Consider the following 26,377-nt stretch of genomic DNA (forward strand, 5'->3'; position numbering starts at 1 on the left):
TTTAATAACCAATCAAATTAAAATAAATGTTTTGTAATTCAGTGCCCCATAGCATAGTGATCCAGCCTGCAATGGCAAGGTAAGGACCAAATGGAATCGGGGTCGCTTTGTCTTTTCCTTGAATACTGAGTAATACAATGCCAATAACAGCGCCAACAATGCTTGAAAGTAATATAATGCTAAGTAGTGATTGCCAACCAAGTAATGCACCAAATACAGCGAGTAATTTAAAGTCGCCATAGCCCATACCTTCTTTACCCGTTAGTAACTTAAATAGCCAAAATACACTCCATAGGCTCAAATAACCAAAAACAGCCCCCATAATTGCATCGCTCGGCGCTACGGTATAGCCCATTATTGACGCTATTAAAGCAAGCCATACTAGTGGTAATGTAAGTTGATCGGGTAATAGCATATGGTCTATATCAATAAAGGTTAGTGCAACTAATGCCCAAGTAATCAATATATACAGTAAAGCTTGTTCATTTGCGCCCATAGTATAAGCAATAAATAAGCTTAATATTGCTGTAATGGCTTCGACTGCAGGATAGCGTATTGATATAGGGTTATTACAACTTGCACATTTTCCTTTTAAAAATAACCAGCTAATAACAGGAATATTTTGCCAAGGTTTAATAGCCGTTTTGCACTTTGGGCAGGTTGAGTTTGGCTTTACTAAATTAAATTGCTCGTTATTTATTGCTTTACTATTTTTAAGCTCGTCTTCTAACAGTATTCTACACTCACTTTGCCATTCTTTTTGCATCATAAGTGGTAGGCGATAAATCACTACATTTAAAAAACTGCCCACACATAAACTAACCAAGCCAACGGTGGTTAGATAAAACCACAGCTCATTTTGCATTACTTCTACAATACTTTGCATATAAAAACCAAATAATTAAATAACAGAACCGAGTTGGAAAATAGGGAGGTACATAGCAACAATTAAACCACCAACAAGTACACCTAATACAGCCATAATTAATGGCTCTAGTAAGCTCGATAAGCCATCTACAGCATCGTCTACTTCTTGCTCATAAATAGTCGCGACCTTAGCTAACATACCATCGAGCGAGCCAGATTCTTCACCGATAGCAACCATTTGGATTACCATGTCAGGGAAGATTTTTGAGTTTCTCATTGCCCAGTTCATTTGGTTACCTGAGCTAACCTCTGCTTTAATATCTAAAATAGCATAACGGTACACTGCATTGCCCGAAGCACCTGCTGCTGAATCAAGTGCATCAACTAATGGAACACCGGCAGCAAATGTGGTCGAAAGTGTTCGCGCGTAACGTGCCACAGCCGCTTTGTTTAAAATCATGCCAATAACAGGGAGCTTAAGTATGGCTCTGTCGGTTGCATCCCTGAGCTTTAGGCTTCTTAATTTAGCCTCTTTAAAAGTCCAGCCAAAAACCACTATCGCAATCAGAACCATCCACCAAGATTCTTGCATAAAATCTGAAATACCAATTACAAATAACGTAAATGCAGGGAGTTCAGCCCCAAACCCTGCAAAAATGTCCTGAAATTGTGGCACTACGAAAATAAGCAAAATTGAGGTCACTATAAGGGCAATGACTAAGACAGCAATAGGGTAAAACATTGCTTTTTTAATTTTTGATTTAAGCGCTTCTGATTTTTCTTTATAAATAGCTATGCGATCAAATATTTTATCAAGTGCTCCTGACTGCTCGCCAGATTCAACTAAATCACAATATAAGTCATCAAAATAACGTGGATATTTTCTAAGTGCTGAGGATAGGGGTTGACCTGCTTTTACATCATCGCCTACAGCTGAGATAAGCTTAGTAATGCTTTTATTAGTTGAGCCAGAAGCTATCATTTCAATAGATTGAATTAAGGGTACGCCAGCCATTAACATAGTGGCAATTTGGCGAGTAACCAAGGCGATATCTTTAGGTGTTATTTTTTGAGTATGTACACCAAATAAAGGTTTTGGTTTACGCTTAACTTTTGAGGGAGTAACTCCCTGCTTGCGAAGTTGTGCTTTAACTAGCGCTATACTTTCTCCACTCAACTCACCTTCTAGTTTTTTACCTCGAGCACTAACACCAATCCATTGGAAAGTATCTAAGCCTTTTTTTTCTATTTTTTTGACCATAGCCCAATCTCTATTAAATAAAAAGGGTAGCTAAAGCTACCCAAATATAGATACTTTAAATACCAATTATTTAACCACCTGCAGCCACAGTACAGTTAGTTGCAAATTCTGCGGCGACCGTTGTACTACAAGCCCATGCGCTAGTTGCAGCAGTATATGTATAGGTAACGGTTTTAGTATTTAAATTTGTATTTGCGCCTGAAAATGTGTACGTTAATGCGTATGTTGCTGCGTTTGCAGCATAATCAGCAGGGGCACCAATTGCACCGTAAGTCCCAGCCGTTTTTAAACCAAGGCTAGCCCCAGTAAAAGCAGCGCCTTGTGAAACACGCTCTTGGACCGCAACTCTAGAGCCACTTAGCAATGAATGCGCTTCTGAAAACTGAGAGCGAGCAATGTAGTTTTGGTATTGCGGTATTGCAATTGCAGCAAGAATACCGATGATTGCTACTACAATCATTAATTCAATTAGGGTGAAACCCTGTTGTTTTTGAGTCATTGTTTTCATGTTTCCTCTCCTAAAGGATAGATTTTTGTAGGTTAAATCATAAAAGCGGCAAAATTGCCTAACTTAATTTAGCTGATTTAGTTTACAGTTTTACTTAAAAAAACTTTATTTCACGTTAACTTTTGAGTGTTGACCACAAAAGCTATAAATTCATTGTGTGTTACTACGTTGTATCAATCAAATTATACGTTAGCAATGAATACTAGACACTTGATAAAATAATTTAGTGTATTTAGTTTTTAAACTAAATTGCCAAGTAACTATTTTGGCTGAACTTATAAAATAAGTTGATACAACAGTGCGAGTCTAGCACTGTTTATTGTTATTTAGCATACGTATTTAATGTTAAAGGTACTTTATTTAACAAAATATTAAAGAGTAGTCCTTTTTTACTATTAAATGCTCAATTATTTAAAATGTCAATGAATTAGCTATGCTTAAACCTTTTTTAGCGTGTTTTTTATTCAAAACGCATTGATAAATCGATTGATTGTAAATTTTTTGTAAGCGCACCACTTGATATAAAGTCAACACCCGCTTGAGAATAGGCTTTGAGTGTTTCTAGCGTCATATTACCAGAGACCTCAAGTTTGGCGCGTTTATGCGTTAATGTAACTGCCTGCTTAATTTGCTCAATGCTAAAGTTATCAAGCATTATAATATCAGCGCCAGCGTGAATAGCTTGATTTAGCTCATGAAGTGATTCAACTTCGACTTCAACTGACTTATTAGGATGGTTCAGTTTTGCTTGAGCCACTGCTTTATCAATTGTGCCACAGGCTGCTATATGGTTTTCTTTAATTAAGAACGCATCAAATAAGCCAATACGATGATTTGCACCACCGCCACATTTTACTGCGTATTTTTGTAATGCGCGAAGCCCTGGTATTGTTTTGCGAGTGTCGAGTAGTTGTGTAGTGGTACCGCTTAACTCTTTTACATAATGCGCTGTAGTAGTCGCTGTACCTGATAAGGTTTGCACAAAGTTAAGTGCAGTACGCTCGGCAGTTAATATTGAACGTGCTGAACCAGTGGCTGTAAATAATGTGCTGTTTGCTTTAATTACGTCGCCATCATTTACGAGTACGGCTACTTTTACAGTCGGGTCTACTTGTTTAAATACTTCAAGGATGATGTCTTTTCCGCAAAAAACGCAGTCTTCGCGCGTTATTACTTTGGCATTTGCTTGCTCGTTTAGTGGGATCAGTTGTGCGGTAATATCGCCATCTTGCGCGGTTTGGTAATTTAAATCTTCGTCGAGTGCAAGAGTAACAAGTTGACTAATTAAGGTGTGCGAAATAGACATAGCAAAGCTCATAAGCGTTAATAAATTAAGAAAATTTTACTATGTTTGTAGATGAAAGAGAAGCGATTGGCTTTGTTCCGATATAAAGATAAGCGCGCGAAGTGAATTTGCACTTACGGTTTGATGTATGTCGTAGGTGAGGTTTTACACCTCGCTTTTAATTTCAGAAGCTACGTTACATGAGCGGACGTAAATTCGTACCTACGGTTTGCTGTATGTTGTAGGTGAGGTTTTACACCTCGCTTTTTAAACACCCAAGCTACGTTACATGAGCGGACGTAAATTCGCACCTACGGTTTGATGTATGTTGTAGGTGAGGTTTTACACCTCGCTTTTTAAACACCCAAGCTACGTTACATGAGCAGACGTAAATTCGTACCTACGGTTTGGTGTATGTTGTAGGTGAGGTTTTACACCTCGCTTGTTACTATCATTGTTTTAATAAATCCTTTAGCATCAGCGATATGTATATCTTGATATTTATATAGCAAACGTATCATGAAAATAGATTTAAGTGGTGTTTTAAGTACGGTAGTGCAGCGGCCTTGTTCGCATTTTGATGAGCGCCCTGATGAGGCTGATATTTCTTTATTGGTGATTCACAATATATCATTGCCAGCAGGGCAGTTTGGTACACCTTTCGTTGATGAGTTATTTATGGGTAGCATTAACTGTAATGCTCATCCGAGTTTTAGTGACTTAAAGAATTTACGTGTATCTGCCCATTGCTTTATTAAGCGCACCGGGAATGTTTTACAATACGTGCCATTTAATAAGCGCGCATGGCACGCTGGCTTATCTGAATTTGAAGGGCATGCGGCGTGTAACAATTTTAGCATTGGTATTGAGCTTGAAGGAACTGACACCACTCCTTATACTTTAATGCAATATAATGCGTTAGCTGTTTTGAGCAAATCAATAATGCAACGCTATCCAAAAATAACGCCTTCACGTATTGTGGGGCACTGCGATATTGCTCCAGGGCGAAAAACCGACCCAGGTAGTAGCTTTAATTGGCAATTGTTTTTAAATATGCTTGAGCAATCAAGCTAAGAGAGTAACTACAATGATTTTGGTTTCTATAATAATTGCACTAATACTTGAGCGTCTAGGTGCTCGGTCTAATTATTGGCAAATAAGTTATTACGCAAATGGTTATTTAAATCGCTCTAATAAATTACTTGGTGATAAGGGCTTATTTAGCTCAACACTGGGATTTTTAGTTTGGCTTGCACTCCCTGTTATAGCTATAGCGCTAGTTTATTGTTTGTCAGATTTTGTATTGTGGCAGTTGGGTATTAACATCGCGGTACTTTTAGTGTGCTTTGGTTGTGCTAAGCAGCGTGCTTTATACAAATCGTATTTAAATGCATTAACGCGCGACGATGGTACTGCAGCATCTTTATATGCGTTGCAAATAGGTCAAAAGCGTACTGATGATCAAGATGGTGGTGAAACCTTTGGGCAAACATTGGCATGGGTAAACTTTAGATTTTATTGTGCGGTTATTTTTTGGTTTGTTGTTTTAGGCGCGCCAGGTGCGGTTTTATATGCATTAGTACGTACTTTAGCTGATTTAGTACGAGAAGATCATAAGGTAATATTTGCTAAGCGTTTTAAGCTTATACATAAACTATTGTTTTGGCTCGACTGGTTACCTGCACGTATTACCAGCTTTGGTTATTTAGTAATAGGTAACTTTAATAAAGGCACGAGCTGTTGGCTACGTTACGTACTTAACTTTAAATCTCCAAACCGAGAAGTCGTAACATGTACTGCACTGGCTGCAGAGCAAGTTGAAAAGCGTTATTACGGCTGTACCTACGAAGCCACTTGTATGATTAAGCTTGTTAAGCGCAATGTATTATTTTACTTAGTACTTATAGCACTACTTACATTATTTGGTGGGCTGTCTTAAGTTAATACCTTTTTAATAAAGCACCTTATGCAATGTAAGGTGCTTTAATCTCTTCCTGCAATTTTTAAACACAATAAAATAGAGCTAATATTCTAATTCCATCTGGTCAGACCAATTGTTTTCATCCTATTAACGTTATAACAATTTTTGTAAATTGCGCATTGTTTAATCTTCGTTCAAAATGCGTTACGCTACTGCCAACGTATAAATACACTGTAAATTGACAGCTATTAGGCTTTTTGATACCGTATTGAAAATTTTTGGTATGACCAATTTACCTTTTGGGTAAATCATACGACTTAAAGCCCCGTTTTGTGGGCTATTGGTATTTATACAACGCGGACGTTGATTCATGTCTTTAAAGATTAAAGCAGCAAAATTATCTGATGTTATTTTACAGCAACTTGAGAACATGATTCTTGAAGGCTCGTTAGCACCAGGTGAAAAGTTGCCACCAGAGCGTGAACTAGCAAAGCAATTTGAAGTGTCTCGCCCGTCACTACGAGAGGCAATTCAAAAGTTAGAAGCGAAAGGTTTAGTTACGCGTCGCCAAGGTGGCGGCACGTTTGTAAAAAATCAGCTCGAAGAAGGGCTTACTGATCCACTTTTTGATTTGATTAGTAAACACCCTGAGTCGCAGTTTGATTTACTTGAATTTCGTCATGCATTAGAAGGGATTGCTGCTTATTACGCAGCACTGCGCGGGACCAGCAACGATTTTAGCAAAGTAAAGCAAAGCTTTGATGAAATTGCCTTAGTTAATGATGATTTACAGCAAAAAGCAAAAGCAATTAATGCATTTCACTTTAGTGTGGCTGAAGCTTCGCATAATGTCGTGTTATTGCATTTAGTTAGAGGTATGAAAGCGCTGCTTGAGCAAAATGTACTGCAAAATTTAACTGTTCTATTAAAAAAGTCAGATATTAGCAGTCAATTAGCCCAACACAGGCGTTTATTAATGGATGCCGTAATTGACGGTAATCCAGAACAAGCCCGTTTAGCAAGTAATGCGCACTTAGCATTTATAGAAGAAGCATTGCTTGAAGCAGGCAAAGAACATTCGCGAATTGAACGTAGTTTAAGACGCACTAAACAAAATTAAGTTAGTACATAATTACTTTGAACACACATTAAGTAGCTGTGATATTAAATTAACAATATTCGTATTTTAAACATAAGGAAACCTCCATATGTCTGAAGTCAATAAAATTGACGTAGACGCGCTAGAAACACAAGAGTGGTTACAAGCTCTTGAATCAGTTGTGCGCGAAGAAGGTGTTGAACGAGCTCAGTTTTTACTTGAGCAAGTATTAGAGCAAGCCCGTTTAGACGGCGTTGATATGCCAACGGGTATTACCACGAACTACGTTAATACTATTCCTGTAGATCAAGAACCTGCTTACCCGGGTGATGTGAATCTTGAGCGTCGTATTCGTTCAATTATCCGTTGGAACGCGATTATGATCGTTCTACGTGCATCTAAAAAAGATCTCGACTTAGGCGGCCATATGGCGTCTTACCAATCATCTGCTGCATTTTATGAAGTGTGTTTTAACCACTTCTTTAAAGCACCAAATGATGTAGACGGTGGTGACTTAGTTTATTACCAAGGTCATATTTCTCCAGGTATTTACGCACGTGCATTTGTTGAAGGGCGTTTATCGGCGGCACAACTAGATAACTTCCGTCAAGAAGTTGATGGCGAAGGTTTACCATCGTACCCTCATCCTAAGTTAATGCCTGAGTTTTGGCAGTTCCCTACGGTATCAATGGGCTTAGGTCCTATTTCATCAATTTACCAAGCACGCTTCTTAAAATACTTAGATGGTCGTGGCTTAAAAGACACTAAAAATCAGCGTGTATACGCGTTTTTAGGTGACGGTGAAATGGATGAGCCAGAGTCACGCGGTGCTATTTCTTTTGCTGCACGTGAAAAACTAGATAACCTTTGTTACTTAGTTAACTGTAACTTACAGCGCTTAGACGGCCCAGTTATGGGTAACGGTAAAATTATTCAAGAGCTAGAGGGCTTGTTTAAAGGCGCTGGCTGGAACGTAATTAAACTAGTGTGGGGCAGCGGTTGGGATATTCTTCTAGCTAAAGACACAACGGGTAAATTACTACAGTTAATGAACGAAACTGTGGATGGTGATTACCAAACATATAAAGCGAAAGATGGCGCGTACGTACGTGAAAACTTCTTTGGTCGTTACCCAGAAACAGCTGCACTTGTTGCGGACATGACAGATGACGAAATTTTCGCGCTTAAGCGTGGTGGTCATGAATCGTCAAAACTATTTGCTGCATTTAAAAAAGCAGAAGAAACAAAAGGTCGTCCAACTGTAATTCTTGCTAAAACTGTAAAAGGTTACGGTATGGGTGAAGCAGCTGAAGGTAAAAACATTGCGCACCAAGTGAAAAAAATGGACATGTCGCATGTTGCACATTTACGTTCACGCCTTGGCCTTGATGACTTAGTATCTGAAGATCAATTAAAAGAATTACCATACCTAGAGCTTGAAGAAGGTTCACCTGAGTACAAGTACCTACATGCGCGTCGTGATGAGCTTAAAGGTTACACACCTAAGCGTATTCCACGTTTTAGTGAAAAACTAGCATTGCCAGAAGTAGACGCATTCAAGCCGCTACTTGAAGAGCAAAAACGTGATATCTCTACCACTATGGGCTTTGTTCGTGCACTTAATATCTTATTAAAAGATAAGGGTATTGGTAAAAACATCGTACCAATTATTGCCGATGAAGCGCGTACATTTGGTATGGAAGGTTTATTCCGTCAAATTGGTATTTACAACCCACATGGCCAAAACTATACGCCGCAGGATCGCGATATTGTTTCTTACTATAAAGAAGCGACTTCAGGTCAAGTACTGCAAGAAGGTATCAATGAGTTAGGTGCTATGTCGTCATGGGTTGCTGCTGCAACTTCATACAGCACTAACGATTTGCCAATGATCCCATTCTACATTTACTACTCTATGTTTGGTTTCCAACGCGTTGGTGACATGGCATGGATGGCGGGCGATCAACAAGCACGTGGTTTCTTATTAGGTGCTACAGCGGGTCGTACAACGCTAAATGGTGAAGGCTTGCAACACGAAGATGGTCACAGTCATATTCTTGCTAATACGGTTCCTAACTGTATTTCTTATGACCCAACTTACGCGTTTGAAGTTGCAGTTATTGTACAAGACGGTATTCGTCGTATGTACGGTGATGATCAAGAAAATATTTACTACTACCTAACGCTTATGAACGAAAACTACCATCAGCCAGCTATGCCAGAAGGCGCTGAAGAAGGTATTCGTAAAGGTATTTATAAGCTTGAAAGTTACGCAGGTAAAAAAGCCAACGTACAGCTATTAAGTTCAGGTACTATTATGACTGAAGTACGTAAAGCCGCTACGATTCTAAGCGAAGAGTATGGCATTGCGTCTGACGTGTTCTCTGTAACGTCTTTCAACGAATTAACGCGTGAAGGTCAAGATGTTGAACGTTTCAACATGCTTAACCCTGAAAGCGAGCAAAAAACAGCATATATCACAAGCGTATTAAACGACTCTGTGACTGTTGCAGCAACGGATTACATGAAAAACTACGCAGAACAAGCGCGTTCATTTATTCCAAGCAGCAACTACAAAGTGTTAGGTACAGATGGTTACGGTCGTTCTGATAGCCGTGAAAACCTACGTCGTCACTTTGAAGTGAACGCAAGCTACGTTGTTGTTGCTACGTTATCTGAACTTGCTAAACGCGGTGAAGTTGAGAAGTCAGTAGTTGTTGAAGCACTTAAAAAGTTCAACATCGACACTAACAAACTTAACCCACTGTACGCATAAGAGGTTTGCAATGAGTATTGAAATTAAAGTACCTGATATTGGTGACGACGAAGTAGAAGTAACCGAAATATTAGTAAGCGTTGGCGACAAAGTAGATGTGGACCAATCACTATTAAATGTTGAAGGCGACAAAGCATCAATGGAAATACCTGCTTCGCAAGCGGGTACAGTGAAAGAGATTAAAGTAAACGTTGGCGACACCGTTACAACGGGCTCTTTAGTGTTTTTGTTTGAAGGCGAGAGTGAAAGCACTGGCTCGACTAATGCATCAGCCGCTGCTCCAGCTAAATCTGAAGAGGCAGCACCTGCTGCTTCTACAGGTTCTTCAACTAAAGAAGTAACCGTACCAGATATTGGCGATGACGAAGTTGAAGTAACTGAAATCATGGTTGCTGTTGGCGACACCGTTGAAGAAGAGCAATCTATCTTAAACGTTGAAGGCGACAAGGCAGCAATGGAAGTTCCAGCTCCATTTGCCGGTATAGTTAAAGAAATTAAAGTCGCCGCTGGCGATACAGTTAAAACAGGCTCATTAGTGTTTGTTTTTGAAGTAGCAGGAAGTGAATCTGCAGCACCGGCTAAAGAGTCGGCTCCTGTAGAAGCGCCAGCAGCTAGCTCAACAGCAAACGCAGCACCAAGTACTAAAGAAGTGAATGTACCTGATATTGGTGGCGATGAAGTTGAAGTAACTGAAATTATGGTTGCAGTTGGCGATACGGTTGAAGAAGATCAATCAATCTTAAACGTTGAAGGCGACAAAGCTGCAATGGAAGTACCAGCTCCATTTGCAGGTACAGTTAAAGAAATTAAAGTAGCCGCTGGCGATAAAGTATCGACTGGCTCATTAATTTTTGTATTTGAAGTTGCAGGCAGCGCGCCAGTAGCAGCACCTGCACCCGCTGAAAAATCAGCACCTGCAGCTGCGGCTAAAACTGAGTCGGCACCGGCTCAAGCAGCACCTGCAAAAGCAAGTAATGAAAGCTTCACAGAAAACAGCGCGTATGCTCATGCATCACCTGTTGTTCGCCGTTTAGCGCGTGAGTTTGGTATTAACCTAGCTAATGTTAAAGGCACTGGTCGCAAAGCTCGTATAGTTAAAGAAGACGTGCAAAACTACGTTAAAAACTTAGTTAAGCAAGTTGAGTCTGGTCAATTGTCAGCAGGTAGTAGCGCTGGTGGTAACGAGCTTGGTCTTATTCCATGGCCTAAAGTTGATTTTGCTAAGTTTGGCGAAATTGAAGAGCAAAAGCTGTCTCGTATTCAAAAGCTATCAGGCAAAAATTTACACCGTAACTGGGTGCAAATCCCACATGTTACACAGTTTGACGAAGCAGATATCACAAGCCTTGAAGTATTCCGTAAAGAGCAAAATGTGCTTAGCGAGAAGAAAAAGCTGGGTGTTAAAATTACGCCGCTTGTGTTTGTAATGAAAGCAGCTGCAAAAGCACTTGCTGAATTTCCAAAATTCAACTCATCGCTTTCTGAGGACGGCGAAAGCTTAATTCTTAAAAAGTACATTAACATTGGTGTTGCAGTTGATACGCCAAACGGTTTAGTTGTACCAGTGTTTAAAGATGTTGATAAAAAAGGCATTATTGAACTATCACGCGAATTAATGGAAGTATCTGTTAAAGCACGTGACGGGAAGCTTACATCGTCTGATATGCAAGGTGGTTGTTTTACTATTTCTAGCCTTGGCGGTATTGGCGGTACGGCATTTACGCCGATTGTTAATGCACCAGAAGTGGCTATTTTAGGTGTGTCTAAATCTGAAATGAAACCTAAATGGAATGGCAAAGAGTTTGAACCAAAACTAATGGTTCCGCTGTCTATGTCGTACGACCATAGGGTTATTGACGGAGCCTTAGCTGCACGCTTTACTGTGACTCTTGCAAGTTACATGAGCGATATTCGCCAATTGGTGATGTAATCGCTGGACAATGAATAGAATCAAATCCCAGCCAGTTGTTTTTAGCTGGGATTTTTACCATTTGCAATGATACAATCTTTGCACAAATTTGTGATCTGCTCTCACTTTCTGCCTTGCAGAAACATGGCAGTTAAACTTTAGGGCAGTGTCCCGTTCAAACAATTAAGGTAATAGCATGAGCAACGAATTAAAAACTCAAGTTGTTGTACTAGGCGGTGGTCCTGGTGGTTACTCTGCGGCATTCCGCGCTGCTGACTTGGGCTTAGAAGTTACATTGGTAGAATCTCGTGAAACATTAGGCGGCGTATGTCTTAATGTTGGTTGTATTCCTTCAAAAGCACTTTTACACGTAGCTAAAGTGATTGATGATGCAGCTGAAATGTCATCTCATGGTGTTACTTTTGGCGCACCAAAGATCGATCTTGATCAAGTTCGTACTTGGAAAGATTCTGTAGTTGGCCAGTTAACTGGTGGACTAGAGGGCATGGCTAAAATGCGTAAAGTGAAAGTTGTATCTGGTTACGGCAAATTCACTGGCAGCAATACTTTAGTAGTTGAAGGCGAGAAAGACTCTACAACTATCACGTTTGATAACGCGATTATTGCAGCAGGTTCTAAACCAGTTAACTTACCTTTCATCCCACAAGATGACCGTGTAATTGATTCAACTGGCGCGCTAGAGCTTAAAGATGTACCAGAAAAACTACTTGTACTTGGTGGTGGTATTATCGGTCTTGAAATGGGTACGGTATACCGTGCGCTAGGTTCTGCAATTGATGTTGTAGAATTTGCTGATCAATTAGTACCAGCAGCTGATAAAGACATTATCAAAATTTACCAAAAATACGTAAGCAAAAAATTCAACGTAATGCTTTCAACTAAAGTTGTTGGTGTTGAAGCTAAAGAAGACGGCTTATACGTAACGTTTGAAGGTAAAAACGCACCAGCAGAACCAGTACGTTACGACAAAGTACTTGTTGCAGTTGGCCGTACTCCAAACGGTAACTTACTTGATGCTGAAAAAGCGGGCGTAAACGTTGATGAGCGTGGCTTTATTAATGTTGATAAGCAATTACGTACTAATGTAAGCCATATTTTTGCAATTGGTGACTTAGTTGGCCAGCCTATGCTTGCGCATAAAGCTGTTCATGAAGGTCATGTTGCTGCAGAAGTTATTTCTGGTCAGAAGCATTTCTTCGACCCTAAATGTATTCCTTCAATAGCGTATACTGACCCAGAAATCGCTTGGGTAGGTGTTACTGAGAAAGAAGCAAAAGAGCAAGGCTTAAAAGTTGAAACTGCGGTATTCCCGTGGGCAGCATCTGGTCGTGCAATTGCATCTGCTCGTACTGAAGGTTCTACTAAACTTATCTTTGATAAAGAAAGTGGCCGTATAATCGGTGGTGCTATGATCGGTATTAACGCGGGCGAAATGCTTGGCGAAATCGGTTTAGGTATTGAAATGGGTGCAGATGGTGAAGACTTAGCGCTTACAATTCATGCTCACCCAACATTGAACGAATCAATCGGCCTTGCAGCTGAAATTTTTGAAGGTTCGATCACTGATCTACCAAACAAAAAAGCAGTTAAAAAGAAGTAATTTAACTCTTTAGCATTTGTTTGAAAAACCCAACTTAGGTTGGGTTTTTTTATGTCTGATTTTAAATTTGAGAGATGTTAAATTAATTCAATGATACCAATCTGCTTATATATGGGGTCTATTTAACGTTAAGAAAATTACGCTAGAACTAGGCAAAATTTTTTATATCTAGTTGTTCTAAATAAAAAAATTTAACGAAGTTATAGTGCAATTTAATTCGTTAAATTGATCAAAGATTTATGCAGGTTGGTATGGCTATAAATATAAGATTAAATAACAAGAAGTCGTTACAATGCGCGCTTAATTAATTGAAGGTAAATACAGTGAAAAACTCAGTTTTAGCATTACGCGCTCAACAAATAAGTGAATCCCGTCGAGAGTTTAATGCTCGAGGCGGTAAATTAGATCGCTGTGAGCAATGCTTAATAGCTAAGCACTACTGTATTTGTAAAGGTGTTGAACAGGCTGATTGTACGGCTGCGGTCTGTTTATTGATGTACCATAATGAAAGCTTTAAACCTTCTAATACCGGACGTTTAATTGCTGAAATAGTGCCAGATAACCACGCTTTTAGATGGGACAGAACAGATCCTAACCCAGCGCTTTTAGCTTTAATAAATGATTCGCAGTATCAGCCAATGGTCGTGTTTCCCGCTGAAGATGTAGAAGAGGGCAGAGCTATTACCGAAGTGAGTATTGAATTAGGTAAAAAGCCGCTATTTATATTTTTAGATGGTACGTGGCGAGAAGCAAAGAAAATGATTCGTAAAAGTCCCTATTTAGATAACCTACCAGTGCTTTCTGTTACTGCTGATAAACTATCTGATTACCGATTACGTGTAGCCCCTCATGCGCATCAACTAGGCACTGCTGAAGTGGCTATTATGGTGTTAGCCCTTGCTGGCGAAATGGATGCATCAACAAAGCTTGAGCAACATTTTATAAAGTTTCGCGATGCGTATTTATTAGGTAAACGTAATAAAGGCAGGCCTGAGTCTGATCAGAGCTAACTTAAGCCGATTGTTTGCTCGTGTATTCTAAGTAAGCTATCGCTTTATTTTGAAGTGCTGTAAAATTTTCTTCAGATGTTAACTTTACAACTGTTTCATATAGTTGATTCATACTTGTATGCACTTGACTAAATGAATGGAAGTCACTGCTTTCCATTTTTTTTGCTTCTTCTACTCTTTTTAAAAAATACTTATTAATATTAACTTTACCATTAAAATTTGTGCGGCCTATTGCATTTGCTAGCTTATTTAATTGATAACTAAATTCGTCATCACGGGCGGTTTCACCTCTTTGGGTTGTTCTGATATCACTTTCTAATTGAATAATAACGTTGAGTATCGTTTTAAACTCACTCATAGACATGTTAGAAAAATCGAATCCTTCTGGATTAAACAAAGCAGAATAAGGATTTTCTTTTGGGGTAGGTGCCGTAAAAATACAAATATACTCTGCTGTGCTATTTACTGGGCTATTAAGTGTGGAGACGTTTTTACTCGATTTAAAATTTATATCCATAAACTATTTATGTTCCTTCATATAAGTTGTGCTCTGAAGCTGATGAGATTGCTATTTCCTCTATTATTAATATGTTTGACTTAATGACCTATGCAAAGAAAAGCGCGCTCTATCTCTAGGCGCGCTTGCGGAATCTTCTAATTTTCTGCATCCTGCAATTGAACTTAATCAACTCCAATTTTTACTAATCCATGTTATTACAATATTACTTTTTAGTTCTATGTAATCTAGGCTATCCGGGCCTGTCTCCTTTAATTCCTGAACATCCTGTAAGGTAAATACTATTACCAAATCCTTCCATTGCACTTCCTAGTGCATCCGTGTATTAATCAATCCATTGTGTTGCCTAAAAGGCCTGTCCATCTATTCCTTAAACATCCTGTCGAACAACTTAAACCCTTGTTGTTATCCCTTTCGCACCTTCCTGATGCTATCCATTTTTACAACATTCCATTGTGTTACTCATCCTGAGCCTGTCCTAAAATCCGTATTTCCTTGGTAACCTAATCATTGGTTGGTCGAATAAATAATTTGCTTGTATTTAATCGATAAGCATCACTGCTTGGTTGATGAGTAAATTATAGGTGAATGGAGCAACTTAAATAGGGCTGAAACTATATTTAATTAGTATTTATGCAATAGCTAAAGTTTATTAATTCTTTATTTTCAATTGGTTATTTAATTAATGCTTGTTTTATATGTTGCTTTTTACTCATTAGCTGTCACATCCGTGAGAGATGTCTTACATGACATTTCTGTTTTAGACACCTTTTACCTACTTACGGCTATTTAAGGTGTGCACTTTTTAACTGTTCACGGTAGAATTATTTGATAATAATTGTTATTTAGGTGGAATAATGAAGACACTCGCTATCACTTTAGGATTAATAGTATCGGCGCCAGCCTTTGCAAACGACGTCGTTAATATTTACTCTTTTCGCCAACCATTTTTAATACAGCCAATTTTGGATGATTTTACAAAACAAACCGGCATCCAAACGAATGTTGTTTTTGCTAAAAAAGGATTAATTGAACGTGTTAAGCGCGAGGGAAAACATAGCAAAGCCGACTTAGTACTAACTTCTAACTTTAGTGCACTTATTCAATTAGAAGATTTAAAGTTAACGCAAACTATTAAAAGTGACAGCGTAAATAATAATGTGCCTGCAGCATTTCGTGATGGCGAAGGCCAGTGGGTTGCGCTAACAAAGCGTGTGCGTAATGTTTATTCATCAAAAGAGCGAGTAGGTGCGTTACCAAACCTAACTTATGAAGAGTTGGCTGATCCTAAATATAAAGGTCAAATTTGCACTCGTTCGGGTAAGCATCCTTATAATTTGGGGCTTGTTGCATCAATGATAGCTCACCATGGTAAGGCTGATACTAAAACATGGCTTGAAGGCGTTAAAGCTAATTTAGCGCGCAAACCCCAAGGTAACGACCGTGCTCAAGTTAAAGCTGTTAAAGAAGGTTTGTGCAATTTAGCGTTAGGTAATAGTTATTACCTTGGAAAAATGTTGCAAGATAAAGAACAAAAAGGTTGGGCGGAAGCGGTAAATATTAATTTCCCGAACCAAATTAATCGTGGCTCGCACATAAATGTATCGGGTGCGGTTATTACTAAGTTCGCTAAAAATCCTGAAAATGCCTTGAAACTCATAGAGTATATGACCGACAATAAAGCACAAAACATGTATGCCTCACTAAATATGGAGTATCCAGTTAAGCCAGGTGTGCAATTATCCAGTTTGGTTGCGTCTTGGGGGAGCTTTAAGGAAGACAGCTTGCCACTCGATGAGATCAGTAAATATCGTCCGTTAGCGCTTAAGCTGATTGATGAGGTGAAGTTCGATCTTTAATGACTTATAAATTTAAGCTGTCTAAATGGCAGCTCTTTGCGTGGTCGACGGGTTTGATTCTGTCGGCCCCGTTGTTTTTTCTTCTTTTTGAATCTCTGCAAGGTAACTCTGAGGTGTTTTCTCATCTTTGGGATACAGTGCTTTGGGATTACATTACTAATACTGTGTTGCTGGTTTTAGGCGTTTGTGTGCTTAGCTGTGCTATTGCGCTGCCACTCGGTTGGCTTACTGCTTACTGTAGTTTTCCTGGTAAAAAGCAGTTTGAATGGGCACTTATGCTGCCCCTTGCTATGCCTACCTATATTATTGCCTATGTATACACTGATTTATTAGACTATGCGGGCCCTGTGCAAATAGCACTTAGAGACTGGTTTGGCTGGCAATCACCTAGTGACTATTGGTTTTTTGATATACGTACACTACCTGGCGCTATCGTTATGATTGCCTTGGTACTTTACCCGTATTTATTTTTAATTTTTAAAACAGCCCTTCGCGAACAGTCATTCAAATTAGTACAAGCTAGTCAATTAATGGGGCTATCTCCTAAACAAAGTTTTTTTAAAGTAAGTTTAGTGCTCTCTCGCGGCGCAATTGTTGCGGCTCTTGCACTCATAAGTATGGAAACTATGGCTGACTTTGCAACCGTCAGCTATTTTGCCGTGAGCACATTAACGACCGCCGTATATGACACATGGTTTGGTTATTATTCGCTTACAGCGGCCGCTAAAATATCGGGTGTAATGCTCTTACTTTTATTTTTGGCATTAATGGCAGAACGCTTTAGCCGCCGTAACCAAGCGGTATTTGAGCGCCAATCAAGTGTAAATAGCGAATCTCTCTATGTATTAAAAGGAAAGTCGGCTTGGCTAGCAACTGCATTTTGTGGCTTTATTTTACTTATCGCTTTTTTAATTCCCATTGCAGTACTCGTAAACTATGCAATTACCTACTTTGATAAAGCGTGGAACATTGAGTTTTTTAGCTATGCTTGGCAAAGTTTAAAAGTAGCAGGGATAGTGAGTGTAATAACCATTACGTTGAGTATTTTTGTGGTTTTTTATCAGCGTGTTGCAAAGCAAACGTATCCGCTTATTCCTGGGCGTTTAGCCAGTACGGGCTATGCATTGCCTGGTACAGTGCTCGCTATTGCTGTTTTATTACCACTTACATTATTAGAAAACACCATCAATGAAGCGCTCGAACCATATAATTTAGATATAGGTTTACTGCTTACAGGCAGTATTCTTACTATTATTATTGCTTACATTGTTAGGTTTTATGCCATCGCACACGGAGCGATAGAATCGAGTTTTTTACGCATTAGTCCATCACTCGATATGGCAAGTCAATCAATGGGTAAAAGCCAAGGGCAAACATTGCGTTTAATACATCTACCTTTATTACGCCGTGGACTACTTACGGCGGCATTACTGGTGTTTATTGAGTGCATGAAAGAGCTACCTGCGGCGTTATTGCTCAGACCGTTTAATTTTGAAAGCTTAGCAACTCATGTATTTCAGTATGTGAGTGACGAGCAGTTAGAGCTTGCTTCAATTTCGGCATTATTTATTGTTATTGTCGGGTTTATTCCTTTGTATTTTATTAATCGTTCTATGGAGCAACGTAGTTAAATGAGTAGTTTAATTTTACAAGGCGTGAGCTATCACTATAACGGTACAAAGGTTATTCATGATTTAGATTTAACAGTGGGCAAAGATGAAATTGTTTGTCTGCTCGGTGCAAGTGGTTGCGGTAAAACAACCACATTAAAAGCCATTGCAGGATTAATTGAAGCCAAGCAAGGGTCTATTTTTATAGACGGTAAATTAGTGAGTAATGAGCAATCATTTGTCTCACCTGAGCATCGCAACATTGGCATGATGTTTCAAGATTATGCATTGTTTCCGCATTTGACGGTGGCAAATAATATCGCATTTGGGCTTAGTAAAATGAGTAAAGCCCAAAAGCAGCATCGTGTTGATGAAATGCTTAAGCTTGTTCATTTAATTGGCTGTGCCGATAGATTTCCTCATCAGTTATCGGGTGGTCAGCAGCAACGCGTAGCGATTGCTCGCGCATTAGCTTATAAACCTAGTTTGTTATTGCTTGATGAGCCTTTTTCAAACATTGATACACAAGTACGCTTTGAGCTAATCGCCGATATACGTCGAATTATTAAGGCAACACAAGTCTCTGCTGTATTTGTTACGCACTCAAAAGAAGAGGCATTTGCCTTTTCCGATACACTTGCCATTATGCATCGCGGTAAAATTGCGCAACAAGGCACGCCAGAACAGCTTTTTGCAGCCCCAAGCTCAAAGGAGGTTGCAGAGTTTCTGGGTCAAGGCATATACTTAGAGGCAGAAGTATTAACGACAACTGAATATAATACACCGTTTGGCTTAGTTAAATCATATATTGGACATGAGCATAGAGCGAGTGTAGGGAAAATATATGTTCGTCCTCACCAGATTGAATTGGTAAGTGATAATCTATGTGACAGACACTGTGAACGAGCTACAATATTAAGTAGTCGCTTTATTGGTTCAGCGTATGTTTACACTGTCGTTATTGCTGAGCAAGAAGTTGAAGTTGCTGCACAATATGACCAATCATTTGCAAAAAATGAGCAGGTTATAATAAAAATAAAACCTCACACGGTGAACTTTTTCGAATCATAATTAATTTGTTATTCGCTGTGTTTTTATCTATAAAACTAAGGAATAACAATGGCGCAAGCGCAATCAGGGATTTGTGCTGAAGCAAACTTACACGGTTTGCACTTATTTTTTAATGTGTTTGATGGTCAAGATGAATCGTTACGCGTAAAACTAAAGCAAGTAAGCGCTATTGAAGAAGAATTTAGCGATCAGTTTTCAGAATCAATGCTCTCTTGTATGGTCGCTATTGGTGCGCAATATTGGCCACATATCCTTCCTGAGTACATTCCAAGCGAATTACAAAGCTTTCCTAATATAAATCACAGCGATCACCAAATGAGCGTGCAACCGTGTGATTTGTTTGTGCAAATTCGCTCTGACCGTGAAGACGTTAACCATTTATTTGCCCTGCAAGTATTAAAGTTATTTGCTCCTGATGTAGAGCTGGTAGAGCAGGTTCGTAATTTTCGCTTTTTAGATGGACGAGACTTTAATGGCTTTATTTATGGTGGCGATTCTGCTCATGGTAGAAAAAAGCGTGCGACGGCACTAATAAATAAACCGGGTAGCTTTGAAGATCAAGGAAGTTATATTCATGTACAACGTTATAAGCATGACTTAACTGTGTGGCAGCATTTATCATTAAGTGAGCAAGAGCAAATAATGGGTCGTACGCGCCTTGATAACACACTAATTACCCCCGCGATCGAAACCAGCCATGCTTCGCGTAGTGAGCTAAAAGATGAAGACGGGCAACCGCTACTATTAAATCAAAGCATGCCTTATGGCGATGTGTATGAGCAGGGAATGTTATCAATTACATGTGCATGTACAGGAACCGCGTTCGAAAAAATACTTAAAAGCCGTTTAGGCGAAGGTGATTGTTACGACCACTGGCTTGATTTTACTCAAGCCGATATGGGTTCTGCTTTTTTTGCACCTTCGGTCGGATTTTTAAAACAGATTTAATTACGATTAATAATCAAACCGTATCAAATAAAATGCGAACGCGTTCAAGCGTCACGTCTATTTCAGATATTTTAGCCGGGGCGATAAAAATAGTGTCATCGCCGGCAATAGTTCCTAGTACGCCATCTGCTTTACCTAATGAATCTAATAAACGTGCAATAAGCTGAGCTGCACCTGGGCTGGTACGAATGATGATCATCATTTCGTTGTGCATAATGTCGATTACTAATTGGCGTAATGGGCTTTTAGCCGTAGGTACACCCATTTCAGCAGGTAAGCAGTAAACCATTTCTTGCTTGGCATTACGTGTGCGTACAGCGCCAAACTTACTTAACATGCGTGATACTTTACTTTGGCTTATATTGTCAAAGCCTTGCTCTTTTAACGCATCAACTATTTCGCCTTGAGAGCCAAAGTTTTCTTCTTTTAAAAGCGATTTAAATGCTTTTACCAGTGCTTCTTGTTTATCTTGTGGTTGCATAGTCTTTATTCATTTTTGTTATTTATGCTGCAAATTCTACACAATAATGAATAATTATGCAGCAGTTGTTTAGTTAACTTGCCAGTTTGATGCGTTAAATCACAAAAGTTTACGACTATGGTCGAAAATATACTTGAAATAGACAGGATAAATTTGTTTTTAGTCGCTAATTTCATTATCTTAAGAGCCACAAATATTTCCTACCTCAAATGACGGAGAATTCCAATGAAAGTTGCTGTATTAGGTGCTGCAGGCGGTATCGGCCAAGCGTTGTCTTTATTATTAAAAACAGGCTTACCAGCTGGCTCTGAATTATCACTTTATGATGTTGCACCAGTAGTACCAGGTGTTGCGGTTGACCTTTCTCACATCCCAACAGATGTTAAAGTAGCAGGCTTTGGCGCAGATGAACTAAACAAAGCGCTTGAAGGCTCTGACATCGTTCTTATCCCCGCGGGTATGCCACGTAAACCAGGTATGGATCGTGCTGATTTATTTAATGTAAATGCTGGTATTATCAAAACTTTAGCAGAAGGCATTGTTGCCAGCTGTCCTAAAGCGTTAGTCGGTATTATTACTAACCCAGTAAATGGCACAGTTCCAATCGTTGCTGAAGTATTCAAAAAAGCAGGTACTTACGACGCTAAACGCGTATTCGGTATTACTACGCTTGACGTTATTCGTTCAGAAGCATTTGTTGCTGAACTTAAAGGCGTAGACGTAGCAACTGTAAAAGTACCAGTAATTGGTGGTCACTCAGGCACAACGATTCTGCCTCTACTTTCTCAAGTTGAAGGTGTTTCTTTCACTGATGAAGAAGTTGCTGCACTTACTCCACGTATCCAAAATGCGGGTACTGAAGTTGTAAATGCTAAAGCAGGCGGTGGTTCAGCTACGCTATCTATGGGTGCTGCTGCAGCTCGTTTTTGTATGTCTTTAGTTAAAGGCCTACAAGGTGAAGAAGTTGTAGATTACGCTTACGTTGCTGTTGAAAATGGCGATGCAGAGTACTTTGCACATCCAGTACGTTTAGGTAAAAACGGCGTAGAAGAAATTCTTTCTTACGGCGAACTAAGCGCATTTGAAACAAAAGCAAAAAATGACATGCTTGAAACATTGAAAAAAGACATCAAAGAAGGTGTTGATTTCATGGCGTAATAGCCGGTTTAAGCAACAAAAAAGCCTGCATTTGCAGGCTTTTTTATTGCTCAGAATTAATGTCACACTGTGTAACTAGTTAAAACTAGTGGTCGCGGTCAACCGCAATACGGGCAAGGCTTATAAGTGCTTGCTTATAGTCAGACTCAGCTAAAAAATCTAAACAGGCAATGGCTTTTTCGGCCTCAAGCTCTGCTTTTTGCATTGTAAACTCAAGCGCATTAGTTTGTTTTAGTGCAGATAAAATTTCTTCTAAATGCTCCATACCATTACTGTGCTCTATTGCATCACGAATAAGTTGCGTTTGCTGCTCGCTACCATGTTGCATAGCATAAATAAGCGGAAGGGTTGGTTTGCCTTCAGCTAAATCATCGCCAATGTTTTTACCTAGCTGCTCAGCATCCGCATTGTAATCGAGTACATCATCCACTAACTGAAACGCGGTGCCTAAATGCATACCGTATAGGTTTAGTGCATCAAGTGTCGCTTGGTCTTGCTCAGTAATAATGGCAGCAAGGCCTGTCGCTGCTTCAAATAATTTAGCCGTTTTAGAGTAAATAACCTGCATATAGCTGGCTTCAGTCGTATCTGGGTCATTGCAGTTCATCAGCTGCAATACTTCACCTTCAGCAATAATGTTTGTTGCATCGGCAAGTACTTGCATAATCTGCATTTTTCCAAGGCCAACCATAAGCTGAAATGAGCGAGTGTAAATAAAGTCACCAACTAATACGCTAGCAGCATTACCAAATTCAGCATTTGCTGTAGGCGTGCCACGTCGTAAGTTTGATTCATCTACAACATCATCATGCAATAGCGTTGCTGTATGGATAAACTCAACAATTGTTGCAAGTGTTATGTGATCTTTACCCTGATAACCGAGCGCCTTGGCTGCTAAAATTGCGAGCATTGGACGAACACGTTTGCCGCCACTGCTAACTATATATAAACCAAGCTGATTAACTAACGCCACATCTGAGCGCATTTGCGCATGTATAAGTTGATTGACGTCATTCATATCGCTTTCGATTAACGCCTGGATAGCTTTTATATCCATTGATCTCCGAGCCAATTTTTATGTGTGAACGGCGCAGATTGTACAACAAAAAATGCACTAGCTCGATATTTTGTGACGATTGATTGAAAAAACACTATTAAAGTACTGAATAAGAGCTTAATTGGTTGAGATAACTGATTAATAGATAACCAATATGCAGTCTGAGTCGCGCTTAGATATTATACAGCGAGAGCTCTATTTAAGCGCATTAACTTATTTCGGCTAAGAGTTAAAAAGCGCTTGGCAAAAGGGCTAATTAATATAAAATGGGGTAAATATTGAATTGCTCTCAAAGCAGCTACTTTTTATTCATTTTAATTACAAAATAGGCTTGCTAGTTATTTCGCGTTAGCGTAAACTTCGCGCCCTATCGAAGAATATTTTAGTTGCGCCGATTTGAGGGTGCACAGACGGAGTTAATTATGTACGCGGTTTTCCAAAGTGGTGGTAAACAGCATCGTGTGACTGAAGGTCAAACGATTCGTCTTGAAAAATTAGACGTTGAAACTGGTGCGGCAGTAGAATTTGATTCAGTACTTTTAGTTGCTGATGGTGAGAAAATCGAGATCGGTGTACCGTTCGTAAACGGTGGCAAGATAACAGCTGAGGTTGTTTCACATGGTCGCGGTGAGAAGATTAAGGTTGTTAAATTTAGACGCCGTAAGCATTCTCGTAAGCAAATGGGCCATCGTCAATGGTTCACTGAAGTTAAAATCACTAGCATTAGCGCTTAATTAGAGGTACTTAGAAATGGCACATAAAAAAGCAGCTGGTAGTACTCGTAACGGTCGCGATTCAGAAAGCAAACGCTTAGGTGTTAAGCGTTTTGGTGGCGAATCAGTTCTAGCGGGTAGCATCATTGTTCGTCAGCGTGGAACTCGTTTCCACCCTGGTACAAACGTAGGTATCGGTAAAGACCACACTATCTTCGCAAAAGCAGATGGTAAAGTTCAGTTTGAACAGAAAGGTCCTTTAAACCGTAAATACGTAACTATCGTAACTGAGTAATCAGTAAGGTAGTTAAAAAACCCCGCCTTTGCGGGGTTTTTTGTTTTAAGAAAAAAATATATACCCAAGCCAAGCCTGCAATCAGCTTGGCTTCGGTATATAATAGTTAAATTAACAAGCCAATCCCTAAAGTGAGTAATCATGAAGTTTGTAGATGAAGTAGAAATTCGCGCAGAAGCTGGAGACGGTGGCAGCGGCATCGTGTCTTTCCGTCGTGAAAAATATGTTCCAGATGGTGGACCAGACGGCGGTGACGGTGGAGACGGTGGTAGTGTTTATCTACAAGCTGATGAAAACTTAAATACCCTCATTGATTATCAGTTTGAGCGTTTCCATAGAGCTGAACGTGGTACTAACGGTCGTAGCCGTAACTGTACAGGCCGAAAAGCCGATGACTTATTTGTTATGGTGCCTGTAGGCACACGTATCATGGATGTTGATACCCAAGAGGGACTTGGTGATTTAACGCAACATGGTCAACGTATTTTGGTTGCAAAAGGTGGTTTCCACGGCTTGGGGAATGCACGTTTTAAATCAAGTACTAACCGAGCACCTCGTCAAAAAACCTTGGGTACTGAAGGCGAAGTACGTAATTTAAAATTAGAGTTGCTACTATTAGCGGATGTAGGCTTACTAGGGCTTCCTAACGCAGGTAAATCTACGTTTATCCGTAGTGTATCAGCAGCAAGGCCTAAAGTAGCTGATTACCCGTTTACAACGCTTATTCCTAATTTGGGCGTAGTGCGTCCAGAAGCGAATAAATCATTTGTAATAGCTGACATACCAGGCTTAATTGAAGGTGCATCTGATGGTGCAGGCTTAGGCATCCGCTTCTTGAAGCATTTAGAGCGTTGTCGTGTGTTATTACACATTATCGATGTAATGCCGGTAGATGGTTCAAACCCTGTTGATAATGCATTCTCGATTATTAACGAGTTACATCAATACAGCCCTAAATTAGCTGAAAAGCCACGTTGGTTAGTTTTTAATAAAATAGATTTATTACCAGAGGACGAAGCAAAAGCGTTATGTGAAGCTATTGCAGAAGAACTGGGCGAAACTGAAAATATTTATCACATTTCAGCGATTAATAAACTCAATACTCAACCTTTAATTCACAACATAATGACACTGCTCGATAGCATGCCTAAAGAGAAGTTTGTACAGGTTGAAGATGAAGAGATTGAATTCAAGTGGGATACCTATCATGAAAAAGCCACTAAAGGTAAGGGCAATGATGATGATTGGGACGACTGGGATGAAGATGATTACGACGTAGAAGTTGTCTACGAGCGCTAATTAAATAGAATTTATAAAAAGGAGCTTATGCTCCTTTTTCTTTGTTTAAAAATAAAGTACTAGGTATTTAATATGATAATTTCAATGATTGCAGCAATGGCAAATAACCGTGTAATTGGCCTAGATAATAAAATGCCATGGCATTTACCTGCAGATCTTCAGCATTTTAAAAAAGTGACTACAGGTAAGCCTGTAATTATGGGTCGTAAAACTTTTGAATCTATCGGACGTCCTCTGCCTGGGCGACGTAATATTATTATTACTCGTAATCTTGGGTATCAAGCTGATGGAATTGAAACGGTAGCAACACCAGAGGCTGCATTGAATTTAGTTTCTGACGCTGAAGAAGTAATGATCATTGGTGGTGGAAATATTTATCAGCAGTTTTTAGAGCGTGCAGATCGCTTATATTTAACGTTTATAGATTTAGATGTAGAAGGCGATACACAATTCCCAGATTATCAAAAAATAGCTAAATGGGAGCTTAAAGAAGAGTTAAGTATGCAGCCTGATAATAAAAATAAATCTAGTTATAAATTCGTAACTTTATATAAAATTCAATAACATTATTGCGAAAATCTACGTGTGTTGGTACAATATTAACCAATCAACATAGGTAAAAAGTACCATAAAGGGTTTTTCATGTTTAAATTACCAAAGCTAGTTATTGTTACTGCTATTGCAGTAGGTTCATTTTCGTATGTAGCGCCTGCAAACGCTGAAGATCAATTAGCTGTATCTATTTGCGAGTATATAGCAGCGGACGATAAAAACCGTTTACGTAGTAAACTTAAAAGTTCTCGTGTAAAAATTCGTAATATCTACGATGCAATACAATGTAATGGTAATAACTTATTACGCCATGCAGTTGCAAGCAACGCAGTAGGTACTGGTGAATACATTGTTAAAAACCTTTCAAAAAGTTCATTAGCTGATGGCGCAGATATCGCTTGGGCTGAAGGTAACCATGCTGGTTCACCACTTATTGCTGTAATTAAAGACCGTGCTGGTCTGTAATTAAAAAGCATTTAAAAGCCGCGTTTTATACGCGGTTTTTTTGTAACTAAAAATCATGTAGCTGTGATTTTTCAATAAAAAGCCGATATTACTAT

General features: G+C 39.3%; 24 protein-coding genes. 17 read left to right on the plus strand and 7 right to left on the minus strand.

Translation table 11 applies throughout. The features are described from left to right. Position 1: 1 nt before the first annotated feature. The 4 genes from P20495_RS08320 to nadC form a co-directional block, all read right to left on the minus strand. Positions 2-886, minus strand: a complete 885-nt coding sequence (locus P20495_RS08320; protein WP_008136804.1) for an A24 family peptidase — start codon at positions 884-886, stop codon at positions 2-4. 15 nt (positions 887-901) lie between these two features. Continuing rightward, positions 902-2,128 (minus strand): type II secretion system F family protein, encoded by a 1,227-nt coding sequence (locus P20495_RS08315; protein WP_008136805.1) that lies wholly within the window; start codon positions 2,126-2,128, stop codon positions 902-904. A 70-nt stretch (positions 2,129-2,198) separates the two neighbouring features. Next, positions 2,199-2,636, minus strand: a complete 438-nt coding sequence (locus P20495_RS08310) for a pilin (RefSeq protein WP_008136806.1) — start codon at positions 2,634-2,636, stop codon at positions 2,199-2,201. Between the two features lie 460 nt (positions 2,637-3,096). Continuing rightward, positions 3,097-3,942 (minus strand): carboxylating nicotinate-nucleotide diphosphorylase, encoded by an 846-nt coding sequence (gene nadC, locus P20495_RS08305; protein ID WP_033015955.1) that lies wholly within the window; start codon positions 3,940-3,942, stop codon positions 3,097-3,099. 498 nt (positions 3,943-4,440) lie between these two features. On the opposite strand from nadC, the gene ampD reads away from it, so the two are divergent. The 7 genes from ampD to P20495_RS08270 all read left to right on the plus strand — a co-directional run bounded on the left by ampD (position 4,441) and on the right by P20495_RS08270 (position 14,257). After that, positions 4,441-4,995 carry a 1,6-anhydro-N-acetylmuramyl-L-alanine amidase AmpD gene (ampD, locus tag P20495_RS08300; protein ID WP_008136808.1) on the plus strand — a complete coding sequence of 185 codons (555 nt, stop codon included), beginning with the start codon at positions 4,441-4,443 and terminating at the stop codon, positions 4,993-4,995. A gap of 13 nt (positions 4,996-5,008) precedes the next feature. Next, positions 5,009-5,860 carry a beta-lactamase regulator AmpE gene (gene ampE, locus P20495_RS08295; protein ID WP_008136809.1) on the plus strand — a complete coding sequence of 284 codons (852 nt, stop codon included), beginning with the start codon at positions 5,009-5,011 and terminating at the stop codon, positions 5,858-5,860. A 352-nt stretch (positions 5,861-6,212) separates the two neighbouring features. Further along, a complete protein-coding gene (gene pdhR, locus P20495_RS08290) occupies positions 6,213-6,962 on the plus strand; it encodes a pyruvate dehydrogenase complex transcriptional repressor PdhR (RefSeq protein WP_002957764.1) in 750 nt (249 codons plus the stop codon). Positions 6,963-7,050: 88 nt separating this feature from the next. Next, positions 7,051-9,717: a pyruvate dehydrogenase (acetyl-transferring), homodimeric type gene (aceE, locus tag P20495_RS08285; protein WP_008136810.1), complete on the plus strand. Its 2,667-nt coding sequence runs from the start codon at positions 7,051-7,053 to the stop codon at positions 9,715-9,717. Between the two features lie 10 nt (positions 9,718-9,727). After that, positions 9,728-11,647, plus strand: a complete 1,920-nt coding sequence (gene aceF / locus P20495_RS08280; RefSeq protein WP_008136811.1) for a pyruvate dehydrogenase complex dihydrolipoyllysine-residue acetyltransferase — start codon at positions 9,728-9,730, stop codon at positions 11,645-11,647. 175 nt (positions 11,648-11,822) lie between these two features. Then, positions 11,823-13,247 carry a dihydrolipoyl dehydrogenase gene (gene lpdA, locus P20495_RS08275; protein ID WP_008136814.1) on the plus strand — a complete coding sequence of 475 codons (1,425 nt, stop codon included), beginning with the start codon at positions 11,823-11,825 and terminating at the stop codon, positions 13,245-13,247. A gap of 323 nt (positions 13,248-13,570) precedes the next feature. Next, positions 13,571-14,257, plus strand: a complete 687-nt coding sequence (locus P20495_RS08270; protein ID WP_007378727.1) for a tRNA-uridine aminocarboxypropyltransferase — start codon at positions 13,571-13,573, stop codon at positions 14,255-14,257. A gap of 1 nt (position 14,258) precedes the next feature. On the opposite strand, the gene P20495_RS08265 is transcribed toward P20495_RS08270, so the two are convergent. Continuing rightward, positions 14,259-14,774 (minus strand): hypothetical protein, encoded by a 516-nt coding sequence (locus P20495_RS08265; RefSeq protein WP_008136817.1) that lies wholly within the window; start codon positions 14,772-14,774, stop codon positions 14,259-14,261. 854 nt (positions 14,775-15,628) lie between these two features. On the opposite strand from P20495_RS08265, the gene P20495_RS08260 reads away from it, so the two are divergent. From P20495_RS08260 to P20495_RS08245, 4 genes are read left to right on the plus strand one after another with little or no spacing between them, the layout of a single operon-like run. Then, positions 15,629-16,633 carry an extracellular solute-binding protein gene (locus tag P20495_RS08260; RefSeq protein ID WP_033015947.1) on the plus strand — a complete coding sequence of 335 codons (1,005 nt, stop codon included), beginning with the start codon at positions 15,629-15,631 and terminating at the stop codon, positions 16,631-16,633. Continuing rightward, a complete protein-coding gene (locus tag P20495_RS08255; RefSeq protein ID WP_033015949.1) occupies positions 16,633-18,264 on the plus strand; it encodes an iron ABC transporter permease in 1,632 nt (543 codons plus the stop codon). Before P20495_RS08260 ends, P20495_RS08255 begins: the two co-directional genes overlap by 1 nt. Further along, positions 18,265-19,314 (plus strand): ABC transporter ATP-binding protein, encoded by a 1,050-nt coding sequence (locus tag P20495_RS08250; RefSeq protein WP_008136821.1) that lies wholly within the window; start codon positions 18,265-18,267, stop codon positions 19,312-19,314. It abuts the gene before it with no gap. 48 nt (positions 19,315-19,362) lie between these two features. Beyond that, a complete protein-coding gene (locus tag P20495_RS08245) occupies positions 19,363-20,262 on the plus strand; it encodes a Dyp-type peroxidase (protein ID WP_007378732.1) in 900 nt (299 codons plus the stop codon). Between the two features lie 13 nt (positions 20,263-20,275). Here the strand turns inward: P20495_RS08245 and argR are convergent, their stop codons facing one another. Continuing rightward, on the minus strand, positions 20,276-20,743 hold the full coding sequence (gene argR, locus P20495_RS08240) for a transcriptional regulator ArgR (RefSeq protein ID WP_006794541.1): 468 nt from the start codon (positions 20,741-20,743) through the stop codon (positions 20,276-20,278). Between the two features lie 225 nt (positions 20,744-20,968). On the opposite strand from argR, the gene mdh reads away from it, so the two are divergent. Further along, positions 20,969-21,901: a malate dehydrogenase gene (mdh, locus tag P20495_RS08235; RefSeq protein ID WP_007586102.1), complete on the plus strand. Its 933-nt coding sequence runs from the start codon at positions 20,969-20,971 to the stop codon at positions 21,899-21,901. Positions 21,902-21,986: 85 nt separating this feature from the next. Here mdh and ispB read toward each other — a convergent pair whose 3' ends face one another. Continuing rightward, positions 21,987-22,958 carry an octaprenyl diphosphate synthase gene (gene ispB, locus P20495_RS08230; protein ID WP_008136824.1) on the minus strand — a complete coding sequence of 324 codons (972 nt, stop codon included), beginning with the start codon at positions 22,956-22,958 and terminating at the stop codon, positions 21,987-21,989. A gap of 422 nt (positions 22,959-23,380) precedes the next feature. Here ispB and rplU point away from each other — a divergent pair, with 422 nt between their 5' ends. From rplU to P20495_RS08205, 5 genes are all read left to right on the plus strand, one after another. Continuing rightward, positions 23,381-23,692, plus strand: coding sequence for a 50S ribosomal protein L21 (rplU, locus tag P20495_RS08225; RefSeq protein WP_002957748.1), 312 nt, complete (start codon positions 23,381-23,383; stop codon positions 23,690-23,692). Between the two features lie 16 nt (positions 23,693-23,708). Then, entirely contained in the window at positions 23,709-23,966 is a 258-nt protein-coding gene (gene rpmA / locus P20495_RS08220) for a 50S ribosomal protein L27 (RefSeq protein ID WP_002957747.1), read from the plus strand. A gap of 141 nt (positions 23,967-24,107) precedes the next feature. Beyond that, on the plus strand, positions 24,108-25,265 hold the full coding sequence (gene cgtA, locus P20495_RS08215) for an Obg family GTPase CgtA (RefSeq protein ID WP_007378734.1): 1,158 nt from the start codon (positions 24,108-24,110) through the stop codon (positions 25,263-25,265). A gap of 72 nt (positions 25,266-25,337) precedes the next feature. Beyond that, complete coding sequence (gene folA / locus P20495_RS08210; RefSeq protein ID WP_008136828.1) at positions 25,338-25,829, plus strand: type 3 dihydrofolate reductase; 492 nt, start codon at positions 25,338-25,340, stop codon at positions 25,827-25,829. A 78-nt stretch (positions 25,830-25,907) separates the two neighbouring features. Then, complete coding sequence (locus tag P20495_RS08205) at positions 25,908-26,282, plus strand: DUF3718 domain-containing protein (RefSeq protein ID WP_007378736.1); 375 nt, start codon at positions 25,908-25,910, stop codon at positions 26,280-26,282. Positions 26,283-26,377: the final 95 nt, after the last annotated feature.

Origin of the sequence: Pseudoalteromonas sp. BSi20495 (assembly GCF_000241185.1) — a bacterium.
GTDB classification, from domain to species: Bacteria; Pseudomonadota; Gammaproteobacteria; order Enterobacterales; family Alteromonadaceae; genus Pseudoalteromonas; species Pseudoalteromonas fuliginea.

Excerpts from the sequence above, each read along its gene's own strand:
- folA (WP_008136828.1), top strand. The coding sequence starts at position 25,338 with ATGATAATTTCAATGATTGCAGCAATGGCAAATAACCGTGTAATTGGC.
- aceF (WP_008136811.1), top strand. The coding sequence starts at position 9,728 with ATGAGTATTGAAATTAAAGTACCTGATATTGGTGACGACGAAGTAGAA.
- P20495_RS08320 (WP_008136804.1), bottom strand. The coding sequence starts at position 886 with ATGCAAAGTATTGTAGAAGTAATGCAAAATGAGCTGTGGTTTTATCTA.
- P20495_RS08265 (WP_008136817.1), bottom strand. The coding sequence starts at position 14,774 with ATGGATATAAATTTTAAATCGAGTAAAAACGTCTCCACACTTAATAGC.
- ispB (WP_008136824.1), bottom strand. The coding sequence starts at position 22,958 with ATGGATATAAAAGCTATCCAGGCGTTAATCGAAAGCGATATGAATGAC.
- P20495_RS08315 (WP_008136805.1), bottom strand. The coding sequence starts at position 2,128 with ATGGTCAAAAAAATAGAAAAAAAAGGCTTAGATACTTTCCAATGGATT.
- lpdA (WP_008136814.1), top strand. The coding sequence starts at position 11,823 with ATGAGCAACGAATTAAAAACTCAAGTTGTTGTACTAGGCGGTGGTCCT.
- P20495_RS08310 (WP_008136806.1), bottom strand. The coding sequence starts at position 2,636 with ATGAAAACAATGACTCAAAAACAACAGGGTTTCACCCTAATTGAATTA.
- ampE (WP_008136809.1), top strand. The coding sequence starts at position 5,009 with ATGATTTTGGTTTCTATAATAATTGCACTAATACTTGAGCGTCTAGGT.
- P20495_RS08205 (WP_007378736.1), top strand. The coding sequence starts at position 25,908 with ATGTTTAAATTACCAAAGCTAGTTATTGTTACTGCTATTGCAGTAGGT.
- pdhR (WP_002957764.1), top strand. The coding sequence starts at position 6,213 with ATGTCTTTAAAGATTAAAGCAGCAAAATTATCTGATGTTATTTTACAG.
- cgtA (WP_007378734.1), top strand. The coding sequence starts at position 24,108 with ATGAAGTTTGTAGATGAAGTAGAAATTCGCGCAGAAGCTGGAGACGGT.
- nadC (WP_033015955.1), bottom strand. The coding sequence starts at position 3,942 with ATGTCTATTTCGCACACCTTAATTAGTCAACTTGTTACTCTTGCACTC.
- argR (WP_006794541.1), bottom strand. The coding sequence starts at position 20,743 with ATGCAACCACAAGATAAACAAGAAGCACTGGTAAAAGCATTTAAATCG.
- P20495_RS08255 (WP_033015949.1), top strand. The coding sequence starts at position 16,633 with ATGACTTATAAATTTAAGCTGTCTAAATGGCAGCTCTTTGCGTGGTCG.
- rplU (WP_002957748.1), top strand. The coding sequence starts at position 23,381 with ATGTACGCGGTTTTCCAAAGTGGTGGTAAACAGCATCGTGTGACTGAA.
- ampD (WP_008136808.1), top strand. The coding sequence starts at position 4,441 with ATGAAAATAGATTTAAGTGGTGTTTTAAGTACGGTAGTGCAGCGGCCT.
- aceE (WP_008136810.1), top strand. The coding sequence starts at position 7,051 with ATGTCTGAAGTCAATAAAATTGACGTAGACGCGCTAGAAACACAAGAG.
- mdh (WP_007586102.1), top strand. The coding sequence starts at position 20,969 with ATGAAAGTTGCTGTATTAGGTGCTGCAGGCGGTATCGGCCAAGCGTTG.
- rpmA (WP_002957747.1), top strand. The coding sequence starts at position 23,709 with ATGGCACATAAAAAAGCAGCTGGTAGTACTCGTAACGGTCGCGATTCA.
- P20495_RS08245 (WP_007378732.1), top strand. The coding sequence starts at position 19,363 with ATGGCGCAAGCGCAATCAGGGATTTGTGCTGAAGCAAACTTACACGGT.
- P20495_RS08250 (WP_008136821.1), top strand. The coding sequence starts at position 18,265 with ATGAGTAGTTTAATTTTACAAGGCGTGAGCTATCACTATAACGGTACA.